This is a genomic window from Sphingomonas yantingensis (assembly GCF_014199325.1).
In the GTDB taxonomy this organism is placed as follows: domain Bacteria; phylum Pseudomonadota; class Alphaproteobacteria; order Sphingomonadales; family Sphingomonadaceae; genus Sphingomonas; species Sphingomonas yantingensis.
Map to the genome: position 1 here is coordinate 1 of NZ_JACIJJ010000007.1, position 16,033 is coordinate 16,033.

At 59.5% G+C, this 16,033-nt stretch carries 15 protein-coding genes; 5 read left to right on the top strand and 10 right to left on the bottom strand.

Features of this window, described 5'->3' with window-relative positions; genetic code table 11:
• Positions 1 to 217: 217 nt before the first annotated feature.
• The 3 genes from FHR19_RS16565 to FHR19_RS16575 form a co-directional block, all read right to left on the bottom strand.
• Complete coding sequence (locus FHR19_RS16565) at positions 218 to 3,199, bottom strand: peroxidase family protein (RefSeq protein ID WP_184030848.1); 2,982 nt, start codon at positions 3,197 to 3,199, stop codon at positions 218 to 220.
• Between the two features lie 45 nt (positions 3,200 to 3,244).
• Positions 3,245 to 4,111: a hypothetical protein gene (locus tag FHR19_RS16570; protein WP_184030850.1), complete on the bottom strand. Its 867-nt coding sequence runs from the start codon at positions 4,109 to 4,111 to the stop codon at positions 3,245 to 3,247.
• 90 nt (positions 4,112 to 4,201) lie between these two features.
• Entirely contained in the window at positions 4,202 to 5,302 is a 1,101-nt protein-coding gene (locus FHR19_RS16575) for a calcium-binding protein (RefSeq protein WP_184030852.1), read from the bottom strand.
• Positions 5,303 to 6,102: 800 nt separating this feature from the next.
• Between FHR19_RS16575 and FHR19_RS16580 the strand changes: the two genes are divergently transcribed.
• The 4 genes from FHR19_RS16580 to FHR19_RS16595 are packed head-to-tail and all read left to right on the top strand — an operon-like array spanning position 6,103 to position 7,853.
• Entirely contained in the window at positions 6,103 to 6,402 is a 300-nt protein-coding gene (locus FHR19_RS16580; protein WP_221228603.1) for a hypothetical protein, read from the top strand.
• The gene (locus tag FHR19_RS16585) at positions 6,399 to 6,686 is read left to right on the top strand and encodes a hypothetical protein (protein WP_184030854.1); all 288 of its coding nucleotides are present in this window, start codon (positions 6,399 to 6,401) and stop codon (positions 6,684 to 6,686) included. Before FHR19_RS16580 ends, FHR19_RS16585 begins: the two co-directional genes overlap by 4 nt.
• Entirely contained in the window at positions 6,679 to 7,374 is a 696-nt protein-coding gene (locus tag FHR19_RS16590) for a hypothetical protein (RefSeq protein WP_184030856.1), read from the top strand. Before FHR19_RS16585 ends, FHR19_RS16590 begins: the two co-directional genes overlap by 8 nt.
• A gap of 2 nt (positions 7,375 to 7,376) precedes the next feature.
• The gene (locus tag FHR19_RS16595) at positions 7,377 to 7,853 is read left to right on the top strand and encodes a hypothetical protein (protein WP_184030858.1); all 477 of its coding nucleotides are present in this window, start codon (positions 7,377 to 7,379) and stop codon (positions 7,851 to 7,853) included.
• A gap of 195 nt (positions 7,854 to 8,048) precedes the next feature.
• Here the strand turns inward: FHR19_RS16595 and FHR19_RS16600 are convergent, their stop codons facing one another.
• The 3 genes from FHR19_RS16600 to FHR19_RS16610 form a co-directional block, all read right to left on the bottom strand.
• Positions 8,049 to 8,609, bottom strand: coding sequence for a hypothetical protein (locus tag FHR19_RS16600; RefSeq protein WP_184030861.1), 561 nt, complete (start codon positions 8,607 to 8,609; stop codon positions 8,049 to 8,051).
• A gap of 11 nt (positions 8,610 to 8,620) precedes the next feature.
• Positions 8,621 to 9,718, bottom strand: a complete 1,098-nt coding sequence (locus FHR19_RS16605; RefSeq protein ID WP_221228604.1) for a hypothetical protein — start codon at positions 9,716 to 9,718, stop codon at positions 8,621 to 8,623.
• Positions 9,719 to 10,355: 637 nt separating this feature from the next.
• On the bottom strand, positions 10,356 to 11,159 hold the full coding sequence (locus FHR19_RS16610; RefSeq protein ID WP_184030867.1) for a DUF3800 domain-containing protein: 804 nt from the start codon (positions 11,157 to 11,159) through the stop codon (positions 10,356 to 10,358).
• A 115-nt stretch (positions 11,160 to 11,274) separates the two neighbouring features.
• On the opposite strand from FHR19_RS16610, the gene FHR19_RS16615 reads away from it, so the two are divergent.
• Positions 11,275 to 12,783, top strand: a complete 1,509-nt coding sequence (locus tag FHR19_RS16615) for an Eco57I restriction-modification methylase domain-containing protein (protein ID WP_184030868.1) — start codon at positions 11,275 to 11,277, stop codon at positions 12,781 to 12,783.
• Here FHR19_RS16615 and FHR19_RS16620 read toward each other — a convergent pair.
• The 4 genes from FHR19_RS16620 to FHR19_RS16635 all read right to left on the bottom strand — a co-directional run bounded on the left by FHR19_RS16620 (position 12,694) and on the right by FHR19_RS16635 (position 16,032).
• Positions 12,694 to 13,767: a BsuBI/PstI family type II restriction endonuclease gene (locus FHR19_RS16620; protein ID WP_184030869.1), complete on the bottom strand. Its 1,074-nt coding sequence runs from the start codon at positions 13,765 to 13,767 to the stop codon at positions 12,694 to 12,696. The genes FHR19_RS16615 and FHR19_RS16620 overlap by 90 nt on opposite strands.
• 72 nt (positions 13,768 to 13,839) lie before the next feature.
• Positions 13,840 to 14,298, bottom strand: coding sequence for a hypothetical protein (locus tag FHR19_RS16625; protein ID WP_184030870.1), 459 nt, complete (start codon positions 14,296 to 14,298; stop codon positions 13,840 to 13,842).
• Positions 14,299 to 14,371: 73 nt separating this feature from the next.
• Entirely contained in the window at positions 14,372 to 15,136 is a 765-nt protein-coding gene (locus FHR19_RS16630; RefSeq protein ID WP_184030871.1) for a DUF4145 domain-containing protein, read from the bottom strand.
• Positions 15,137 to 15,168: 32 nt separating this feature from the next.
• Positions 15,169 to 16,032, bottom strand: coding sequence for a hypothetical protein (locus tag FHR19_RS16635; protein WP_184030872.1), 864 nt, complete (start codon positions 16,030 to 16,032; stop codon positions 15,169 to 15,171).
• Position 16,033 lies beyond the last annotated feature (1 nt).

The window sequence follows — 16,033 nt, forward strand, 5'->3', positions numbered from 1 at the left end:
CCACCCGCTACGACCGCTGCCCCACCGCGTTCTTCTCCGCCGTCGCCCTCGCTGCCACCGTCATCTTCTGGCTGTAATCAACGAGTCCTGACCCTTAGCATCACGGGCGCACCTCTCAATCGCTGCGATTTGGAGCAGGGCGTCGATCAGCTTGCTCGGAACGCCAGCGCAGTCGTTGGCGGGTCTTGGTCATATCGCGAACTCATGACCGCGAAACCTATAGGATCAGGCTGTCAGCGGTTAAGATTGGCCTTGTCGACAGCTGTATTTCGAAATCGGCGATACCGTCCCCGTTTGTATCGCCAGCCAGGATACCGGATGCATAGCGAACCTGTCCTGCTTCTCGCGTAAAGCTGCTCGCGCCTATAAAGTCGAAATCCTGATCGCCAGTCACATTCGAATTCGCGTCGATCATGGAAAGGTCGATACGATCGGCTGCCGCGTCGAAATCGGTGATGCCGTCTCGCGCCGAACTGCCCACCCGGCGCGGCGCATCACTTGCATTTTCGAACACGAAGATGTCCGAGCCGAGCCCGCCGGTCAATTGGTCGGCCGCCGCGCCGCCGATGATGATATCGTCACCATCCCCGCCAGAAATCGTATCGCGACCGTCCTCGCCTCGCAGCGCATCACTACCTGCACCCCCGGACAACTTGTCGTCGCCTGTACCACCGGTAAGCAAATCTGCGCCATCGCCGCCGGCAAGATCGTCGTTGCCGCCCCCGCCGTCGAGTAGGTCGTCACCGGCACGACCGTCGATCTTGTCGGCCCCGTCTAGCCCCATGATCAGATCGGGCCGGCTGGTACCGACCAGCTTGTTTGCACCAGGGGTGCCCATTATACGATTAAGATACGGTTGGATGATGAGGTCGAACGTGTCGCTGGCAGCGGCATTGAATGTGTCAACCACGGTCACCGTGATCGAGATCGAGATGGGCGTCGCTTGGGATTGACTGACGGGCGGCGCGCCGCTGAACGTCCGGCTGGCAGGATCGAAGTGCAACCAGGACGGCAGCGCCTCGCCACTGGCAAGCGTCGCCTCCCAGATCAGCGTATCGCCGTCGTCCCGCTCACGAAACGCATCCGCCGGAACCGTGAAAGAGAATGCCTGAGTCTCGACGATTTGCCGGTCTGCCACGCCACGGTCGATGACTGGCGCGGTGTTGACCTTCCAAGGAACGTGAAACGCATCGTTTCCAGCGATCGCCTCGCCCGTGTTCCGTTCGACGATCGTCGCGAACCCAAAAGTGTCGGCGTCGATGTTGACGTTATACAATTCAAAGTCGTCTAGCCGATCGAGGTAGTAGAAGCGATCTCCCTCTTGCAGCCTATCGAGCTGCTCGTGAAGGATCACCCAGAACGTCTGTCCGACCACACCGCCGTTCACGTGGGATTCGAGCATCCCGCCCAGCCACAAATCCAGCCGGTCAATTCCGGCAACGACATTGCCCGGGCGTAGCGCGATGTCGGGATTGGCCGACACGAATGCGGCTATCTCGTCCGGGCCGGTCAGTGTCAGATCGGGATAAGCTAGTCGCAGTTGCGAGATCACTTTATCGGACAGTCCGTTCCGAATTTGAAAATCCTCCCACGAACCGTAGGGGGAGAGGTTGCCGGCGAAGCCCACCGCTTCCGAAACATAACGATCGGTCGACGCCGACAACTGCGCCCGCACCTGATTCAACGTGCCAAGGCCTACGTCCCTGCCGCGCGCCACGTTGAAACTGAAGAGATCCGCCGGCTGACGCACAAGGTCGTTGCGCACTGCATCGACAACTTGGCCATCCACCTCCTCGGCGGCTTGGCGCGAGATTCCACCCAGGATCGATCCAACACCAATCTGAGCATAGCCAGGCTGCGGATCATAGCCATAGCTGCGTAACAGCTCGATCGGAGCAGTGAAGACTGAGGCTTCGTTGCTGGGGTTCAGGAATGCGTCGAGGAGCTGCACATCGCGCGTGGTCCCGCTCGCAGTCATCAGCCGAAGCGTGTCACCGACCATGGAATGGCCGAACCGATAGGCAGCCGAAGCGAACTCTTCCGAAATCGCGACATTGGTATCGGCCTGATAGCCGTTCCAACCGTGCGAGCCGAGCCCTCGCATGCCGCCAAGTAATGTTTCTGCAAACTCCGTAAAGACGACACGCTGATATTCGGCTTCGTTGATGATTTTCGCTGCTTCAAACAACGCATGCTCGCCACCGGAAAATCCGGAAGCCAAAAGGTTGTCGACATGGAAGTTGTGATTTCTGGCCCAAATCGTATGCATCGCGGTAAGCGAAATGTTCTCGTTGACGCGGCCGTCCCCGGAAACTACGTGGTCCAGCAGGTTTATGTAGGGGTTTGTATCGAGCAATAACGGTTGACCGCTGCCCATGAAGTCGCGCGCCATACCCGCCACGATCGCGCTGTCGATCCTTCCGTCCGCGTCGACAAGACCGGCGTAATAGGTACGAAATGTCGTCGTTCCGCCATCGACGTGGAAACGAGTGTCGTTGCCCCAATGTTCGGCGATCAATTGGCGAAGGGTCGGCAGCAGGTAATATCCGGGCGCCGACGGGTCCTCTGCTCCCATCGAGAGATGCGAGCCGACCCCACCCACCCCATCTGGTTCCCGCAAAAAGATCCCTACAAGAACATTGGATCCATAAGCTTGATTTTGATCGACAAAGGCTGCCGTATTATTGATGTGAACCGGATCACCGGCCGCATCAAACCCGGAAACGGTAGCACGCGTCAGATTCGCGGGGTTGTTTGACGATGGCGCAAAGTTGATCCCTGCCCCACCGATTTCGATGGTCCCGCTGCCGCCTTTCTTGATGAAATCCAGGCCATGATCGAAATATTGGCCAAAGGCGGTGAATAGCGTGTTGGCCCCACTGGCGGCGCGCAGTTGACCCTGTTCCTGTGCACCGACGAGATTGCTGATCGCGCGTGGATCAAGATCGGCGAATATGGGATTGATCCCGCGATTGCCTGTGGTCTGATCTGTCTCGCCGTGAGCCGCGTACCGACTTTCCGTCAAACGGATAAATGGGGTATCGGCCTGACCAAAGGTCTGATTCAACAGGTTATTACCCCTACCACTGAGATTACGAACGCCGGGTACAGCCTCCCCCACGGCATCGCCGTTGACCAATGCGTACAGGCGATCAATGTCCATCGTGCTCAAAGTAAAGTTTTCCATCTCAAAATCCATTCCTTAAAATGTATGAGAAGTATCGACAATATGTTGTCTAAGATTCTATACAATAGGATGAAAGTATGATCCGGAATTGTCCCACCAGCTCCTGAAAATGCTTGCGTAGCTATCGCCCTTTTCGCTCAAGCTTTCATCATAGGTGTAGGCTGATATGCCAGCCTTGTAACTAAAAACGGAGCTTAACGAGTCGATGATGTCTTGGGGACGACTCGATCCGATGATACGATCATCGCCGCCGTTCGTATCAAAAACAACGCGATGATCTGAAGATAGAGCGGTAATATCGACAATGTCGGTCGCCCCACTACCAGAAACCCTGATGGTGTTGTAATCCAGGCTGGTGAACGGAGCAGAGAAATCGCCAACGACCACAATCGTGTCTCCAGCGCTGCTTCCACCGTCTGGGACACCATTGCCATTATTGGCGGTCACGGCGAGGGTGTTGATCTGCAGCTCCTCGACCTCGTCCAGTTCGGCGACGATGGTTCCGTTACGGGTGATGACGATTTCGGTCTCGTTCGCCAGGTCGGCGCCCAGACCGGCTGCTACAGCAGCAGCACGCGCATAGATGGCGAAGGATTCAGCAGTAGCGTCGCCGTTCAAAATGAACGTGTCGCTGCCCGCGCCACCGGCGACGATGTCGCGCCCTCCAATTGCTGCGAACTGGGTAATAAAATCGTCGCCCTCGCCGGCAACGATGATGTCATCGCCGCCGCCACCGTTGATCCGGTCGACGCCGCCGAAACCAAAGACGATCTGCGATCCTGCTGCGCCCGCAGCACCGTTGAGATTGTTATTGGCCAGCGCGGTTCCGCTCACCACCGCGTAAGTTGCGGTTCCGAACCGAATCTGCTCGATAGAGTTGAGTTGATCGCTGCCCTCGTTCCCAACCTTATCAGTGAGAAGCATTGTCGTGCCAGCGCTGCCGAACTGAAATGCGCCGGCGCGACCTGCGTAAATCGCAAGATCAACTGCGCCGTCGCCGTTCAGAACGTCGTTTCAAGCGCCACCGGTCAGAAGGTCGTTCTGGTTTCCTGCCGAAATGACGTCATCGCCGGCGCCACCGATAAGGTTGTTGATACCCGCCGATCCAGTGATCTGGTCGTTACCCGACCCCGAAACCACGTTGTCGATGGCGTCAAGCGTATCACTAGTTGCAGACGTAGCGCCGGAGCCAATCACGAGCGTCGGCAGCGCCAAGTTAAATGACAAATTGCTCGAAAAGCCGGAATAATCGACGGTATCCAGGCCGACTGATCCATTGAAGCGATCGGCGGCGTTGTCGGCAACGACAACGAAAAGGTCATTGCCGGCGCGCCCGTCCAGGAGTTGTGATCCGGCTGCGTCATGGAAGCGATCATCGCCCGCAGCCGTCACGACTTCCTCGACGTTCGCAACCGACTTGAACCCGGGCAGCGTTGGCGCCGCCATATCGATATCGATGCCGAAGCCCAGTGGAATAAGGTAGGTGATCCGATCGACACCGCCTGCCAGATCGACCGAGACTTCTTCCACGCTGATTAGCGTTTGGCCCGTCACGGCAAGCTGCGCACCATCCCAGGTGACGACATGGCTGTTCGCCGCAGCGGTTCCGATCAATTCAAGCCGGTCCAGCCCATCGCCGCCGTCAATGACGTCGACCCCGTCGCCGGCCACGTAACGAAAGCGATCAGCACCGGCTCCGCCGAACAGGGTATCGTTCGCGACGCCTCCATCGATGATATCGTTGCCGTCGCCACCATTGATCGTGTCCCGTCCGGCCTGGCCGTAAAGAACGTCATTGCCGCCGGCGCCATCGATGGTGTCGTTGCCGGCGTTACCGTAGGCGATATCGCGCGTGGCATCGCCGGAGATGGTGTTCGAGGCCGTAGTGCCGTTCCGCACGGTGATCGTCGTATCGAAGGTTCCAAGCGTGCCCGTGGCATGGACCAGAAGCACGGAGGTGCTGCCAACGACAGGCGCCGTTGTCGCGACCAGCTGATTTGCAGCGTTGACGGCAAATCCCGGAGTGCTTCCCGGAAGCAGCGTAAAAGCGAAATCACCCTGCGGTGCGAGGCTCAGCGACGCTAGCACGCTGCCGGCGGTTTCCGGGTTCTTCAAACTCCGCATAAAACCGTAGTTCCGACTTCTTCCAACATGTTCCTTCCAGTCACCCCATACCCCTAGGCGGCTGGAAGCCCGCCCCTGAAGGCGGGCCAGCCTAAGCCAACTGCGGCAAGCGGATGTAAACTCCGCCATCGAACAGCGCACTTGCGAGGATTCTATGTCGAAGCCTTCTACGCGGCCAACATCACGGCCAACATCGAAGCTGAACCCGAAGCCGATGCCGCAACCGATATGGGACGATCGGGCGCACGTGGCGCTAAGCCGACTGTTCAATCAAGAGCAAGGTCGATTGGAGCGCCAGGGCTTATGCGACGGCATAGCTGCGCACGAACTGCTAACGCTTGAATTCATCGATACGCATCGGACCCAACTCGCATACACTCCCCGTTTTTTACGGAATGAGGAGCGTGTCTCCGCTGGTGTCTTTTTGCAAAGGCTGTGGCGACGAACCAAGCAGAAATCGGGTTCGATACCCGTGGGCATTTCCGCGCAGCTAACCGAATTCGCTACGGTCTATTTTCCGAACTTTGTCCCTATTCTACGAATTGAATATCTCAGAATGCTTAGAACTGCATCTTCGGCTGATGAAGTAGAGTATCACGGCCTAACTCGTTTGGCCGCTGCATACCTACATGGGGCCAAGGATGACGCCGAGCGCGAGATCCGAAGAATGGGCGGAAGTCTTCATTGTAGCCTTATAGACTCCGTCGAAATCCGTATCGAAACCCGATCCGCGATAGCGCAACTATAGATTTGCGACATCGCTTCTTTACTTTGCTCTTAATTCACGCCCTATGTCCCTCTATATGGTCACAGGTGGCGGAAAAATGTCAGGTGAAGCTTGGGGATTGCCCGCAAATCAGGGGCTTTCGGCCTTAACCCCTCCCCCTGCCAAGCCGAAGCGGTATCGGGCCAAGCTTTCGACCGTAGCCGACGTGAACCGGGAAATTCAGCGGGTCTATCGCGAAGCCCGGTCGAACTTGCTCGATACCGGCGACGCCTCGAAACTCGCCCATATTCTGAGCCTGATCGCCCGCATTCACGAAACGACGGACTTAGAAGCGCGCCTTGCGAAGTTGGAGGCGTCGGCATGAGCGCATCGCTCGCGCGCCGCATCGCCAAGCTTGAGCCGCGCATCATTCCGCAGCGCGTCCCGCATGTCGTCATAGTTCCCACGGGGGGCACTTCGATCGAAGCTATTGCGGCTTTCAAGCGGCAGCACGCCCGTAAGCTGAAGCCCTACCATACCGTGCTTGTGCTGCCCGCTCGAATCGAAGGCGCGGAAGCAGAGGCGGATTTCAAAGATCGCTTTTTCGCGCACCAAACTCGGTTGGTGGCGGATGCGAAGTCGAGCACGAAGGACTTGAGCAATGGGTAGCAACGTCTGTTTGACGAACGATCCGTTCGCGCTCGAATGGGTTGAGAGCCATCAAATTCAGGCGCGCCGCAATGCGAGCCTTGGCGACGCTTCAAACTTTCATGGTGACGCCTATAATTCTATCCAACGAGCGCATACCGCCCTCGCGGAAGGCCTCGGCACCATCGCTAAGCTGGTCAAAGACCCCACCAAAACCGAAGTAGTGAAGCACGAAGTTGCCGAGCGGGTGGCGAACCACGTAGTCGGAACGCTAGAGCAATCGGCATCTGTCTTCCGATCGGTATCGGCGGCGCTTGCCAATCAGGCAAACGAAGCCATCGCCGATGCCTTTGCGATCGACGAAAAGCGCATTGGCATCCATGCCGAAATCCGGGAATGGATAAGGCAGACGGCCAAAGTCGAAGGCGGGTTGCAGACGATCCGCAAGGAAATGGCAGCCGACGCCGAAATCGCGGCAGTCATTTTTCAGCGGCAGCACTTCCTGCTCGGCCTCGCGTCCGAAGCGCGCGACCGATTGCTTTCGGATGCGATCGAAAAGCACGTTCCGAAGGCGGGGGAGAAGGTCGCCCAGGCCGATGATTTACGTGCGCTCGCGATACGCTACAGCCAATTAGGGAAGGCTGTTCGGCGCAGCTTCTACAATCCGCAAATGGCGGCTCAAGCGAAGCTTCGGGTGGAGTTCGGTTAGCCATGACGCTCGCTCAACAGCGGATTGGCGAAGTGCTGAAGTGGATACAGATTTCGAGCGCTCCCCGACGAACACCGCTCAACGATCCTACGATCGTCGGGCCGTTCGCGGTGATCGTGCCCTCCGAACTCGACGCGCCGCTAACGCCCGGCTTTGCAGCGAACGCGCTGCCGCTATTCGCGCCGAAGGCGCAATGCGAAGGGCTGGCGCTGCCGCCGATCGACAAGGAAGCGCCAGCTTCACAGGATCGGATGAAAGAACGGCTAGAACACCTGCTTTGGAAGGTTCAGGCGGGCGCGCTCCCGCCCTGCCGCTTCGTGCCCCTCCCAGACGGACGGGAGACGCTGCGGGAGGCAATGGAGCGCGCAGGGGCCACGGATACCGACTTAGACCGCCTCCCGCTGCTAGGCGTGCCCCTGTGGGCATTGTCGGCATGGGATAGCGCATCGATCACGGCGAGGTTGGCGTCCTTCCCTTAGCCGTGCCAGCCCGTCGCCGCGCGACGGCGGGCGTCATCCCCCGGCGCTACGTGTAGTGCCCACGCCCGATGCGCCGGGGGATGATTTTAGCTTTGATGTTGGCCGCATTGATGGCCGAAGCCAACCGCAGCTTCAGAATACACAGCAACGTCAACGAGTTGGCCGCAATCTAGGCGGAACCTATATCCGCCATGGTCAGGAGTCCGAACACGTAAGCGTTCGCTTCCAAAAGCGTCCAGTAGTTACCTGAATATTATCCATTCCAGTCGCTCGATTTGAAGCCGCGATTAGGTCTTGGCTATTCTCGAATATATAGCTGAGTTCCTGATATAGAGGGCCGACGTTTACCCCCGTCGGGTTCTTGTCAGCCTCTACAACGAAGTTGACAACCGCCTCATCAAATCGACGAGCGCTCTCCTTACCGTCTGCATCCAGATATGGCACTACAAAGGCTAGCTTGGCGCGCTGCTGACGAAGATTAAGCAACACTGCCGTTCTCGAAGCGGTAGTATCTTTGCCGCGCAACGCAGCTTGCATATAATTAGGTACAAGGGCCTCAAACTCAGCCGCGACTGTACGAAAGCGTTCAACGTCTCCGAGGCGCTGAGTTCGAATAGATTGACACTCTGCAGTACGATCCTGCGCCACAAAGCCGAAATAGCTGGTGCATATTGTTGTAGCGAGAAAACCTCCCACCATAAGCAAGCGATCCCATCCGGATAGCTTGGCTGTCTGCGGCGGTAGATCGGAGTTCATAGCAGCGCTATTCACTTCTTTTTCTTCTTAACTATTCGAGATCGAGCCTTCATCGAGGTCTTAAGACCAGTATCCGCTTTTGTTTCAAGCAAAGCGTCACACATTTCGCGAAACTCTCCGAAATGCGCCAATTTCATTGATCCGATGATACGCTCTTGAACCTCCACCGCGCACGGATCATTTTTCAACATAGCAGAGTTTTTTATCCGAATCTCTGTAGTTTGCCCGATAGCTGCCCCTGATAGGGCTGCTGTCATCAGGGCGCCGATGACCAGTGGCGCAATGTGCCCATTGTAGATCCGCTGAAAGCCTGGCGAAGATATGCTCTGATCTAGTTCTGGTACCAAATCTCGCCGTTGACGAAGATAGCGCAACGCCTCGGCAATTTGTAAACACGCCCCCGCCTTAACTTTGGCTTCTTCAGCAGCTAATAATCCAGCTACATAGTTATTGAATAACTGTATATTCAGATCATCTAAAGTGCTAAAGTCGTCTTCGGTGGTAAGTAATTTTGTGCTATTTGTACCGTCGAATACGAACTGCTTAAAGGCAGCCTTTGCCACTTCTTCTCGGAGACTTCGATCGAGTTGCATGACGGGCGTTGGGCGACCTACGGCACCGCGAAGGTCAGCAGTGAGGGACGCTTTCTGTTTTCGGCCAAGCCAACGAACCGGCCTGACCATCATATCTTCACCCGGATAGGCGCGAACAGCCTTCCTTCGCTCTACTGGGCCGGTGATTTCTGCGAATAGAACATCACCGATATAGGTTTTGCTGGGGATAATTAGAACGGCACCAACAGGCAGATCATAATACAGCCGCTGAATTGCGCCGACATATTTGCCGATGCGCCGATTAGACGCCTTGCCCTTGTAATCAGCCGGATCGCGCGATGGCTCGCTTGAGCGCTTACCAAGATGCCAATCCCGAATCTCGATCGAACGCGCTACAATCTCGCGAAGCGCGACGGTCGTCTTTGGCTTCGTATCGAGGGAAAGCGGCAAATCCGGAAAATCCAGGAATACCGCATTCTCTCGCTGGAAATCATCGTACAGGGAGAACGATGCGCCGGGACGGATAACGAACATATCCTCGTTATCGCCGATCATGCGAGTCGCGATATCGATCACAATGACGCTGTGGCCGCCGTCCGACATACTACCGTGTCTCTCCCGAAAAACGGCATGCTAGGCCGCCAGGTGAGTGCGATACCATAACGGCTAACGATTGACGAAGCGTCGATTGTATACCGCCACGAAGATGGCCGGCATGTTGGCCGCAGCCGCCAACAAGGCGCTAAGTCGTTGATTTCACTCGGAAGTTGGCGGAGACGGAGGGACTCGAACTCCGGCGGTCCGGCACAGTGGGAATTTTCGGTTTTCGCGACAGATGAGTGTTGGGATACCCCCTGGGATACCCCCGAATCCTGATCGTGCCGGTCAAAGTCGCGATCGGCCCGGATGCCACACCGGGATCTCTTCGGCCGGGCGGTCCCGACCTAATCTACTGCCGGCCCGCATATCGCATGACCCCTGGGCCTAAGCCCCGATGCTGGTTCCTATCCAGCCATAGCCGTGTGTGAGGTGGCGGTTCTCACCTCCGATCGCGCGTTCGACAATACACCTTGTATTGCGATCCTCGCAAACTCAGCTAGGATTCCACGGGGCGACCATCGCCGGAACTACCCAGAGCATCCGATGAGGTTGCAGGCCGCAAGGTCACCATGGGCCGGGGGGTCGTCCCACCCTACCCGAAGATTGCCAGGAACTCGCGCTGCTGCTCCGTCAGGGGAATCGTGTCGGCGTTGGGTACGATCTTGGCGCCGTAGCTGAGATAGTTGCCGCCTCGGCTATACACGATCGGCTTCAGCATGCGGGCGAAGCGCGGTTCGACGTTGCCGTAGAAGTCCGGCTCCAGCGCGGCCGTCAGCCCCGACATGACGAGGTCGGCGATCTGGAGGCCGAAGCGGCTGCCATGATCCTCGGCTTCGATGGCGGAAATGTCGATCACCGGCCAGTGGATGCGGATCTCGGGATCGGCCGCATCCTTCAGCCGCTGGATGTAGTGCTGAAAGTCGTCGTAGTTCATCGCGCGCCGGCGTGAGAAAACGATCTTCACGCGGCCGTCGCCCTCGGGGACCATCGGTCGCATATCCCGGCAGAGCCAGGATAGTCGCTCAAGCAGGTAGCGGCACATGTAATGGTACAGCTGGTTCTTCTGCTCGTACATGCCGGCCGGGATGATCGGCTTGTTCGCGATCACCGCGGTCGCGCGCATCGGTCGATCGCACAGGCCGGTGATCGCCATGACACGCTGCGCGTGGTCGAAGTCTTTGTAGTGAAGCGGCTTGTGCTTCTTCTGCTGCGGCAGCTGCTCGCGGATCTCCTTCGCCCAACGCACAGCGTCCAGGTCGCGGGACTGGCGCCAGACCGTCGCACCGATGGTCAGCCAGTGCGAAGAGCCACCGCCGCGACCGGGCACCCGGTACCTGTCGGGGTTCAGGCCGTCGTCGCCCGCTTCGTCGATATAGGCAATGAAGGAATGCGCCATCGCCCGATTGGAAAGTAAGTACGTGCCTAGAGTCAACGACCTGTGTCGCGCATCTCCAGCACGAGCTCGATCGGCGATGCTTGGCGATCCGTCCTACCCGGCCTAGAATCCATGGATGCAGCCTGCCGATACCATCGACGACACGAACATCACCGCCTCCGCCCGCGCCGACCAGACCCGCCTTGAGATTTCCCCTGGTCTCGACGTCGCCCGGCGCAGCAAACTCGGCCAATTCATGACGCCGGCACCGATCGCAAGCCGGATGGCGCAGATGTTCGGTCCGATGCCGCGGGACGTTCGCCTTCTCGACGCAGGCGCCGGGATCGGGGCGCTTACCGCTGCATTCGTGACAGAGGCGTTGGCACGGAACGAAGTGCCCAGATCGATCACCGTGACGTGCTTCGAAGTCGACGAGGCCATGGCGGCGCACCTGGCTCGTACATTGCACGATTGTGCGGTTGCGTGTGCCCAACGCGACGTGGCGTTCCAGTCCGAGATCGTGCGAGACGACTATGTCCTCGCGTCAGCCGAACCACTGTTAGCCCGCGCCTGGTCGTTCAATCGGGCGATCCTCAATCCGCCCTACGCCAAGATAAACACGACTTCGCCCTGGCGCCTTGCCTTGCGATCTGCCGGCATCGAGACGGTCAACCTGTACTCGGCGTTTGTGGCGCTAGCCGTGAACCAGCTCGACCACGGCGGCGAACTGGTCGCGATTACCCCGCGGTCGTTCTGCAACGGCCCCTACTACGAGCCCTTCCGTCGGCACCTGCTCGCCAACACCGCGCTCCTGAAGTTGCTGGTGTTCGAATCGCGAAAGAAGGCGTTTGCCGACGACGATGTGCTTCAGGAGAACGTGATCTTCCACGTTCGCAGGGACGACGCACAGCCGATCGCCGTTCGGCTCGAGACTGATCTGGGCTGCACGCGAGACGTGCCCATTGCCGAAGTCGTGCGACCGGGTGATCCAAATGCCTTCATCCGGCTGGCCATCTCGAACGACGATGCTGCGCTGGCGGAGAAGGTGCAGGCGCTGCCGTGCACCCTCGCCGAGCTGGGCATCAAGGTTTCTACGGGTCGCGTGGTCGACTTCCGCGCCAAGGAGCAACTGAGGAAGGACGCCGGCGAGGGCACTGCGCCTTTGATCTACCCCGGGCACATGAAGGACGGCGGCGTCGTGTGGCCGATCGCCGACTTCAAGAAGCACAACGCCATTCTGATCGATGACCATACGCGGTCGCAGCTCGTCCCTTCAGGGCGCTACGTGCTGACGAAGCGCTTCTCGGCGAAGGAGGAGCGCCGGCGCATCGTGGCATCGGTGTACGAGGCGACCGAACCGGCGGGCATCGAGAACCACCTCAATTACTTCCACGAGGCGGGCGCCGGCCTACCGGCGGATCTGGCGATCGGCTTGGCGGCCTTCCTCAATTCGACGGCCGTCGACGACTATTTCCGCCTGTTCTCCGGGCACACGCAGGTGAACGCGACCGACTTGCGGAACCTGCACTATCCCACGCGGGTCGAGCTTGAGCAGCTAGGCCGCGTCACCCTTGGCGATTGGACCGCACTGGACGACGCGGTCGGACGTATCCTCGCACGTGGTGTCGTAGGAACCGACGAATAGCTGTTTCGACGGGTCGCCTTGAATCCAGATGTACGTGTCGATTGCGATGTTTCGATGCGTCCCCTGCCTGCCGGCCGCGTCCTTCCAGGTCAGATAGGTGGTGGTGAAGCCCACCCCCGACTTGCCGTGGCGCTGAGCGAACTCGGTCATCTTCGTCACCTTGGTGATGTCGACTTCGCCATCGCTGGTTACCGCCTCGATCACCCACAGGTGATCGGTCTCAGGATTCCAGAGCAGCACGTCCGGCATGGCGTCGCCGAGCTCGAGCTTCACGCCCGCCCGCGCCATCGCCGCCTTCTCCTTCGCGCTGACGCGATCGCCGTCGCTGTCGTCGATGTACAGCGCCTCGTACCCGGGTAGGAACTTCGCGGCGTAGAGATCGACGCTCGCTTTGATCAGTTCGCCGTGATTGTTGTCGACGAGACCTTTTGCACGTTCGGCGATTTCCGCCTGGAATTCGAGCCGCTGTCGCGCCGCATCCTTGCTCGCCCATTCGGAGAGCATGTTCTGCCAGACGCCGTCATCGGCGACCAAGATCGCCTTGAACGCATCCTCGAGCCTGTACGCCGACGAAGGAGATTTGGGTTTTGGGTGACCAGCGATGAATTGGCCTTGATGCAAATAGATCGCTTCGAACCCGCCGAGGTCGCGGAGCGGCTTGATCCAGTAATCACGGCCTTCGCGATCGAGCTTCGTCCTGCCGCGCTGGAGGATGCCGACATGGCAGGCGATGTGCGCCGTGGTCGCGCCATCGGCAAACTTCGCGCCGCTGGGCGCCAGGTTGGGCATCCAGCTTGCAGTCTCGTCATCGAGCATTGCGAAGACGGCATCGACCAGGTCGGCGTTGCCGCTCAGCGAAATGCGGCTGAGCACCTCCCGCACCTTGTCACGCGTGACGCCCTGATAGGCATCAGGCACGGGATACCCGTTCTTTCTGATCCGCCTCTCGCGCAGTTCCTGCACGACGTCCTCGATCTTCGCCATCCGCTCCCCCGATTCGCATCGTCTACAAGATACTTAGCAGCGGAAAATCAAAACGATGAACGCCGCGCGCGATCACCGGAACGAGGCAACAGCATCCTCAATGAGTCGTGCCGGTTCGGGGCGCATGCTGCTAATCGAGCGCCATTGCTCGTCACCGGGCCGCTTGGCTTCCCAATATTTCCATCCGTCGAGCGACGTTCTGGCTCCGCTCTTCGTCGTGCAGGACTCGCTCGCGGCGCTCGACGGTGATGAATAGCGCTGGCCTTCCACCACCCAGCTGCCGTCAACGATAATGCCGCTGAGTGCACGACCATTGTAACGCATGCGAACCTGAGTTCCAGCGGGCAGCGTCACACCTTTACCTGTCCAGGCGCGCCCCTCAGCCACCGGGCTAATACGCTTCGGCACCGCCTCGTCGGTGATGCCAAGCAGGCGTCGCAGCACCTCGTTCGGCGTCTCCGCGAAACTGCTACGCTCAGCTTCGATACGCTTATGAACGTCGAAATCGATCTCGATCGTACGGTGTTCCATGAGTCGCCTCCATTGCTCGCGACTCAGTTATTTCAGTAGAAAAAGTAGTGCAAGCAGTTTCTCGCACCTGAGATCATGCCCCCTTGGTCTTCCCCTTCAGCTTGGCGGCCTTCGCGTTGATCACCTTGGTGTCATAGATGCCGGTCACGACGAACTCGAGCACGTCGACCGCGTCGAACAAATCCTCGCTAGTGACGTCGTCGCCGCCATGCGTCCCCAGATTGCCGATGACGCGCAGGCCCTGCAGCTGATCGGCGTGCACCGCGCCGCTGGCGAAGGCGTCGATCCGCTCCTTCAGGTCCATGCGTAGAATCTTGCCCTTCTTCGTCGTCTTCTCGGTGGGAACACCTTGGTCGTCTAGCAGGCGCTCGACCGCAGTCCGCAGCCTGGCGACGCACGCGGCGGTGTCCGTCCAGTACATGCGGAATGCGACGCCCAGTTCCTTCGCGACCGGTCGCGGCACGTTCTCCGAGAGGCGAAACAGCGCGGGCGCGGGGAACACGGCCTGGATCCGCAACACGTCTTCAAGGCCCCACACGGTCTTACCGTCCGGCAGGTCGAGCTCAGCCTGCACAACCTCGACGTCACCGATCATGTGGACGATCTCGCCGCAGCCGGGTTCGTCACACCGCATCTCGGCGGACCACCGCTCGACGTTGTGGTCAGGTTCCCAATCGTCCCAATGCTTGTCACGCCATTCCGACGAGTACTTCGGCTCACGTACGCTCAGGCCGTCCTTGACCAGCTTCAGCTTGCCGGGGGTGCATTGCGGGCAAGGCAGACCGGGCAGTCGCTTCTTCGCGACGGTGCGGTGCCAGAGGGGGCGATGGATCGTCATGACCAAACGCTACGCCAGATATTGAGGGCGCGCTATGGCCCCGTATTCCAGGGCATTTCCTGGGATCCCACCGGGTCAGGCTCCTCGCGCGCCCTCATCGCGAACATCGACGCCAGCAGATGCGCCGACAGCCGACCCTCGTAGTATGCCATCTCACCCCATGATTCCCACCGGTCGCTGCGCGCCAGCATCCACGCGAAGAACGCGTCCCGCTCGTCCCGCCGGGCGAACGTCATCGACCAGATCGTCTCCTGGGTGGGCATGCGGCCCGCGTTCGGGTGCCGGTCGATCAGCACGACCGCCGCGTCGCGGGCGACGTCCTCGCACTCGACCACATACCGCAGCTCTCCGAGATCGATGTGCGGGTTGGCGCCGTCGGGCGGATCGCTAGGCGCGGCCATCTCGCTGCGCCCCTTGATGCGCGGCGCCGACGTGGCGGCCGGCGGGCGCGTCGCGCGGATCATCCGCATCACGGCCAGCCCTTCGTCGGTCAGCCGGATCGTCGCCGACCCGAACGTCGCCGGCTCGCCGTGCGTCGCGAGCAGCCGCTGCGACACCAGCCACGCGATGTAATGCGAAGCGCCGAACCCGCCCTCGTCGCCCATCACCTCGCGCGCCAGCTCGAAGATCGACGGCGACTGGCCGCGTCCGTGCGCCGCCAGCACAGTGTGTATCATGTCGAACTGCGCATCGTACTGGAACGCCTTCACCGCAGCCTTCGCGAAGCCGAAGCGGCCTTCCCACAGTGCGTCGCGCACCGACGCCCAGCGTCGATCCTGCTCGTCGAACACCCCGGAGAGCTGCGGCTTCACTCGCAGCCAGTATCCCCACGGCAAGTCGGGATCACGCTCGCGGCAATAGTCCGTCAGGATCAGCGGGGGTGGCGGTGGCTGCACG

Coding starts and splice junctions, on each gene's coding strand:
- FHR19_RS16565 (WP_184030848.1), bottom strand. CDS start 3,199: ATGGATTTTGAGATGGAAAACTTTACTTTGAGCACGATGGACATTGAT.
- FHR19_RS16570 (WP_184030850.1), bottom strand. CDS start 4,111: ATGCTTCTCACTGATAAGGTTGGGAACGAGGGCAGCGATCAACTCAAC.
- FHR19_RS16580 (WP_221228603.1), top strand. CDS start 6,103: ATGTCCCTCTATATGGTCACAGGTGGCGGAAAAATGTCAGGTGAAGCT.
- FHR19_RS16585 (WP_184030854.1), top strand. CDS start 6,399: ATGAGCGCATCGCTCGCGCGCCGCATCGCCAAGCTTGAGCCGCGCATC.
- FHR19_RS16590 (WP_184030856.1), top strand. CDS start 6,679: ATGGGTAGCAACGTCTGTTTGACGAACGATCCGTTCGCGCTCGAATGG.
- FHR19_RS16595 (WP_184030858.1), top strand. CDS start 7,377: ATGACGCTCGCTCAACAGCGGATTGGCGAAGTGCTGAAGTGGATACAG.
- FHR19_RS16600 (WP_184030861.1), bottom strand. CDS start 8,609: ATGAACTCCGATCTACCGCCGCAGACAGCCAAGCTATCCGGATGGGAT.
- FHR19_RS16605 (WP_221228604.1), bottom strand. CDS start 9,718: ATGATCGGCGATAACGAGGATATGTTCGTTATCCGTCCCGGCGCATCG.
- FHR19_RS16610 (WP_184030867.1), bottom strand. CDS start 11,159: ATGGCGCATTCCTTCATTGCCTATATCGACGAAGCGGGCGACGACGGC.
- FHR19_RS16615 (WP_184030868.1), top strand. CDS start 11,275: ATGCAGCCTGCCGATACCATCGACGACACGAACATCACCGCCTCCGCC.
- FHR19_RS16620 (WP_184030869.1), bottom strand. CDS start 13,767: ATGGCGAAGATCGAGGACGTCGTGCAGGAACTGCGCGAGAGGCGGATC.
- FHR19_RS16625 (WP_184030870.1), bottom strand. CDS start 14,298: ATGGAACACCGTACGATCGAGATCGATTTCGACGTTCATAAGCGTATC.
- FHR19_RS16630 (WP_184030871.1), bottom strand. CDS start 15,136: ATGACGATCCATCGCCCCCTCTGGCACCGCACCGTCGCGAAGAAGCGA.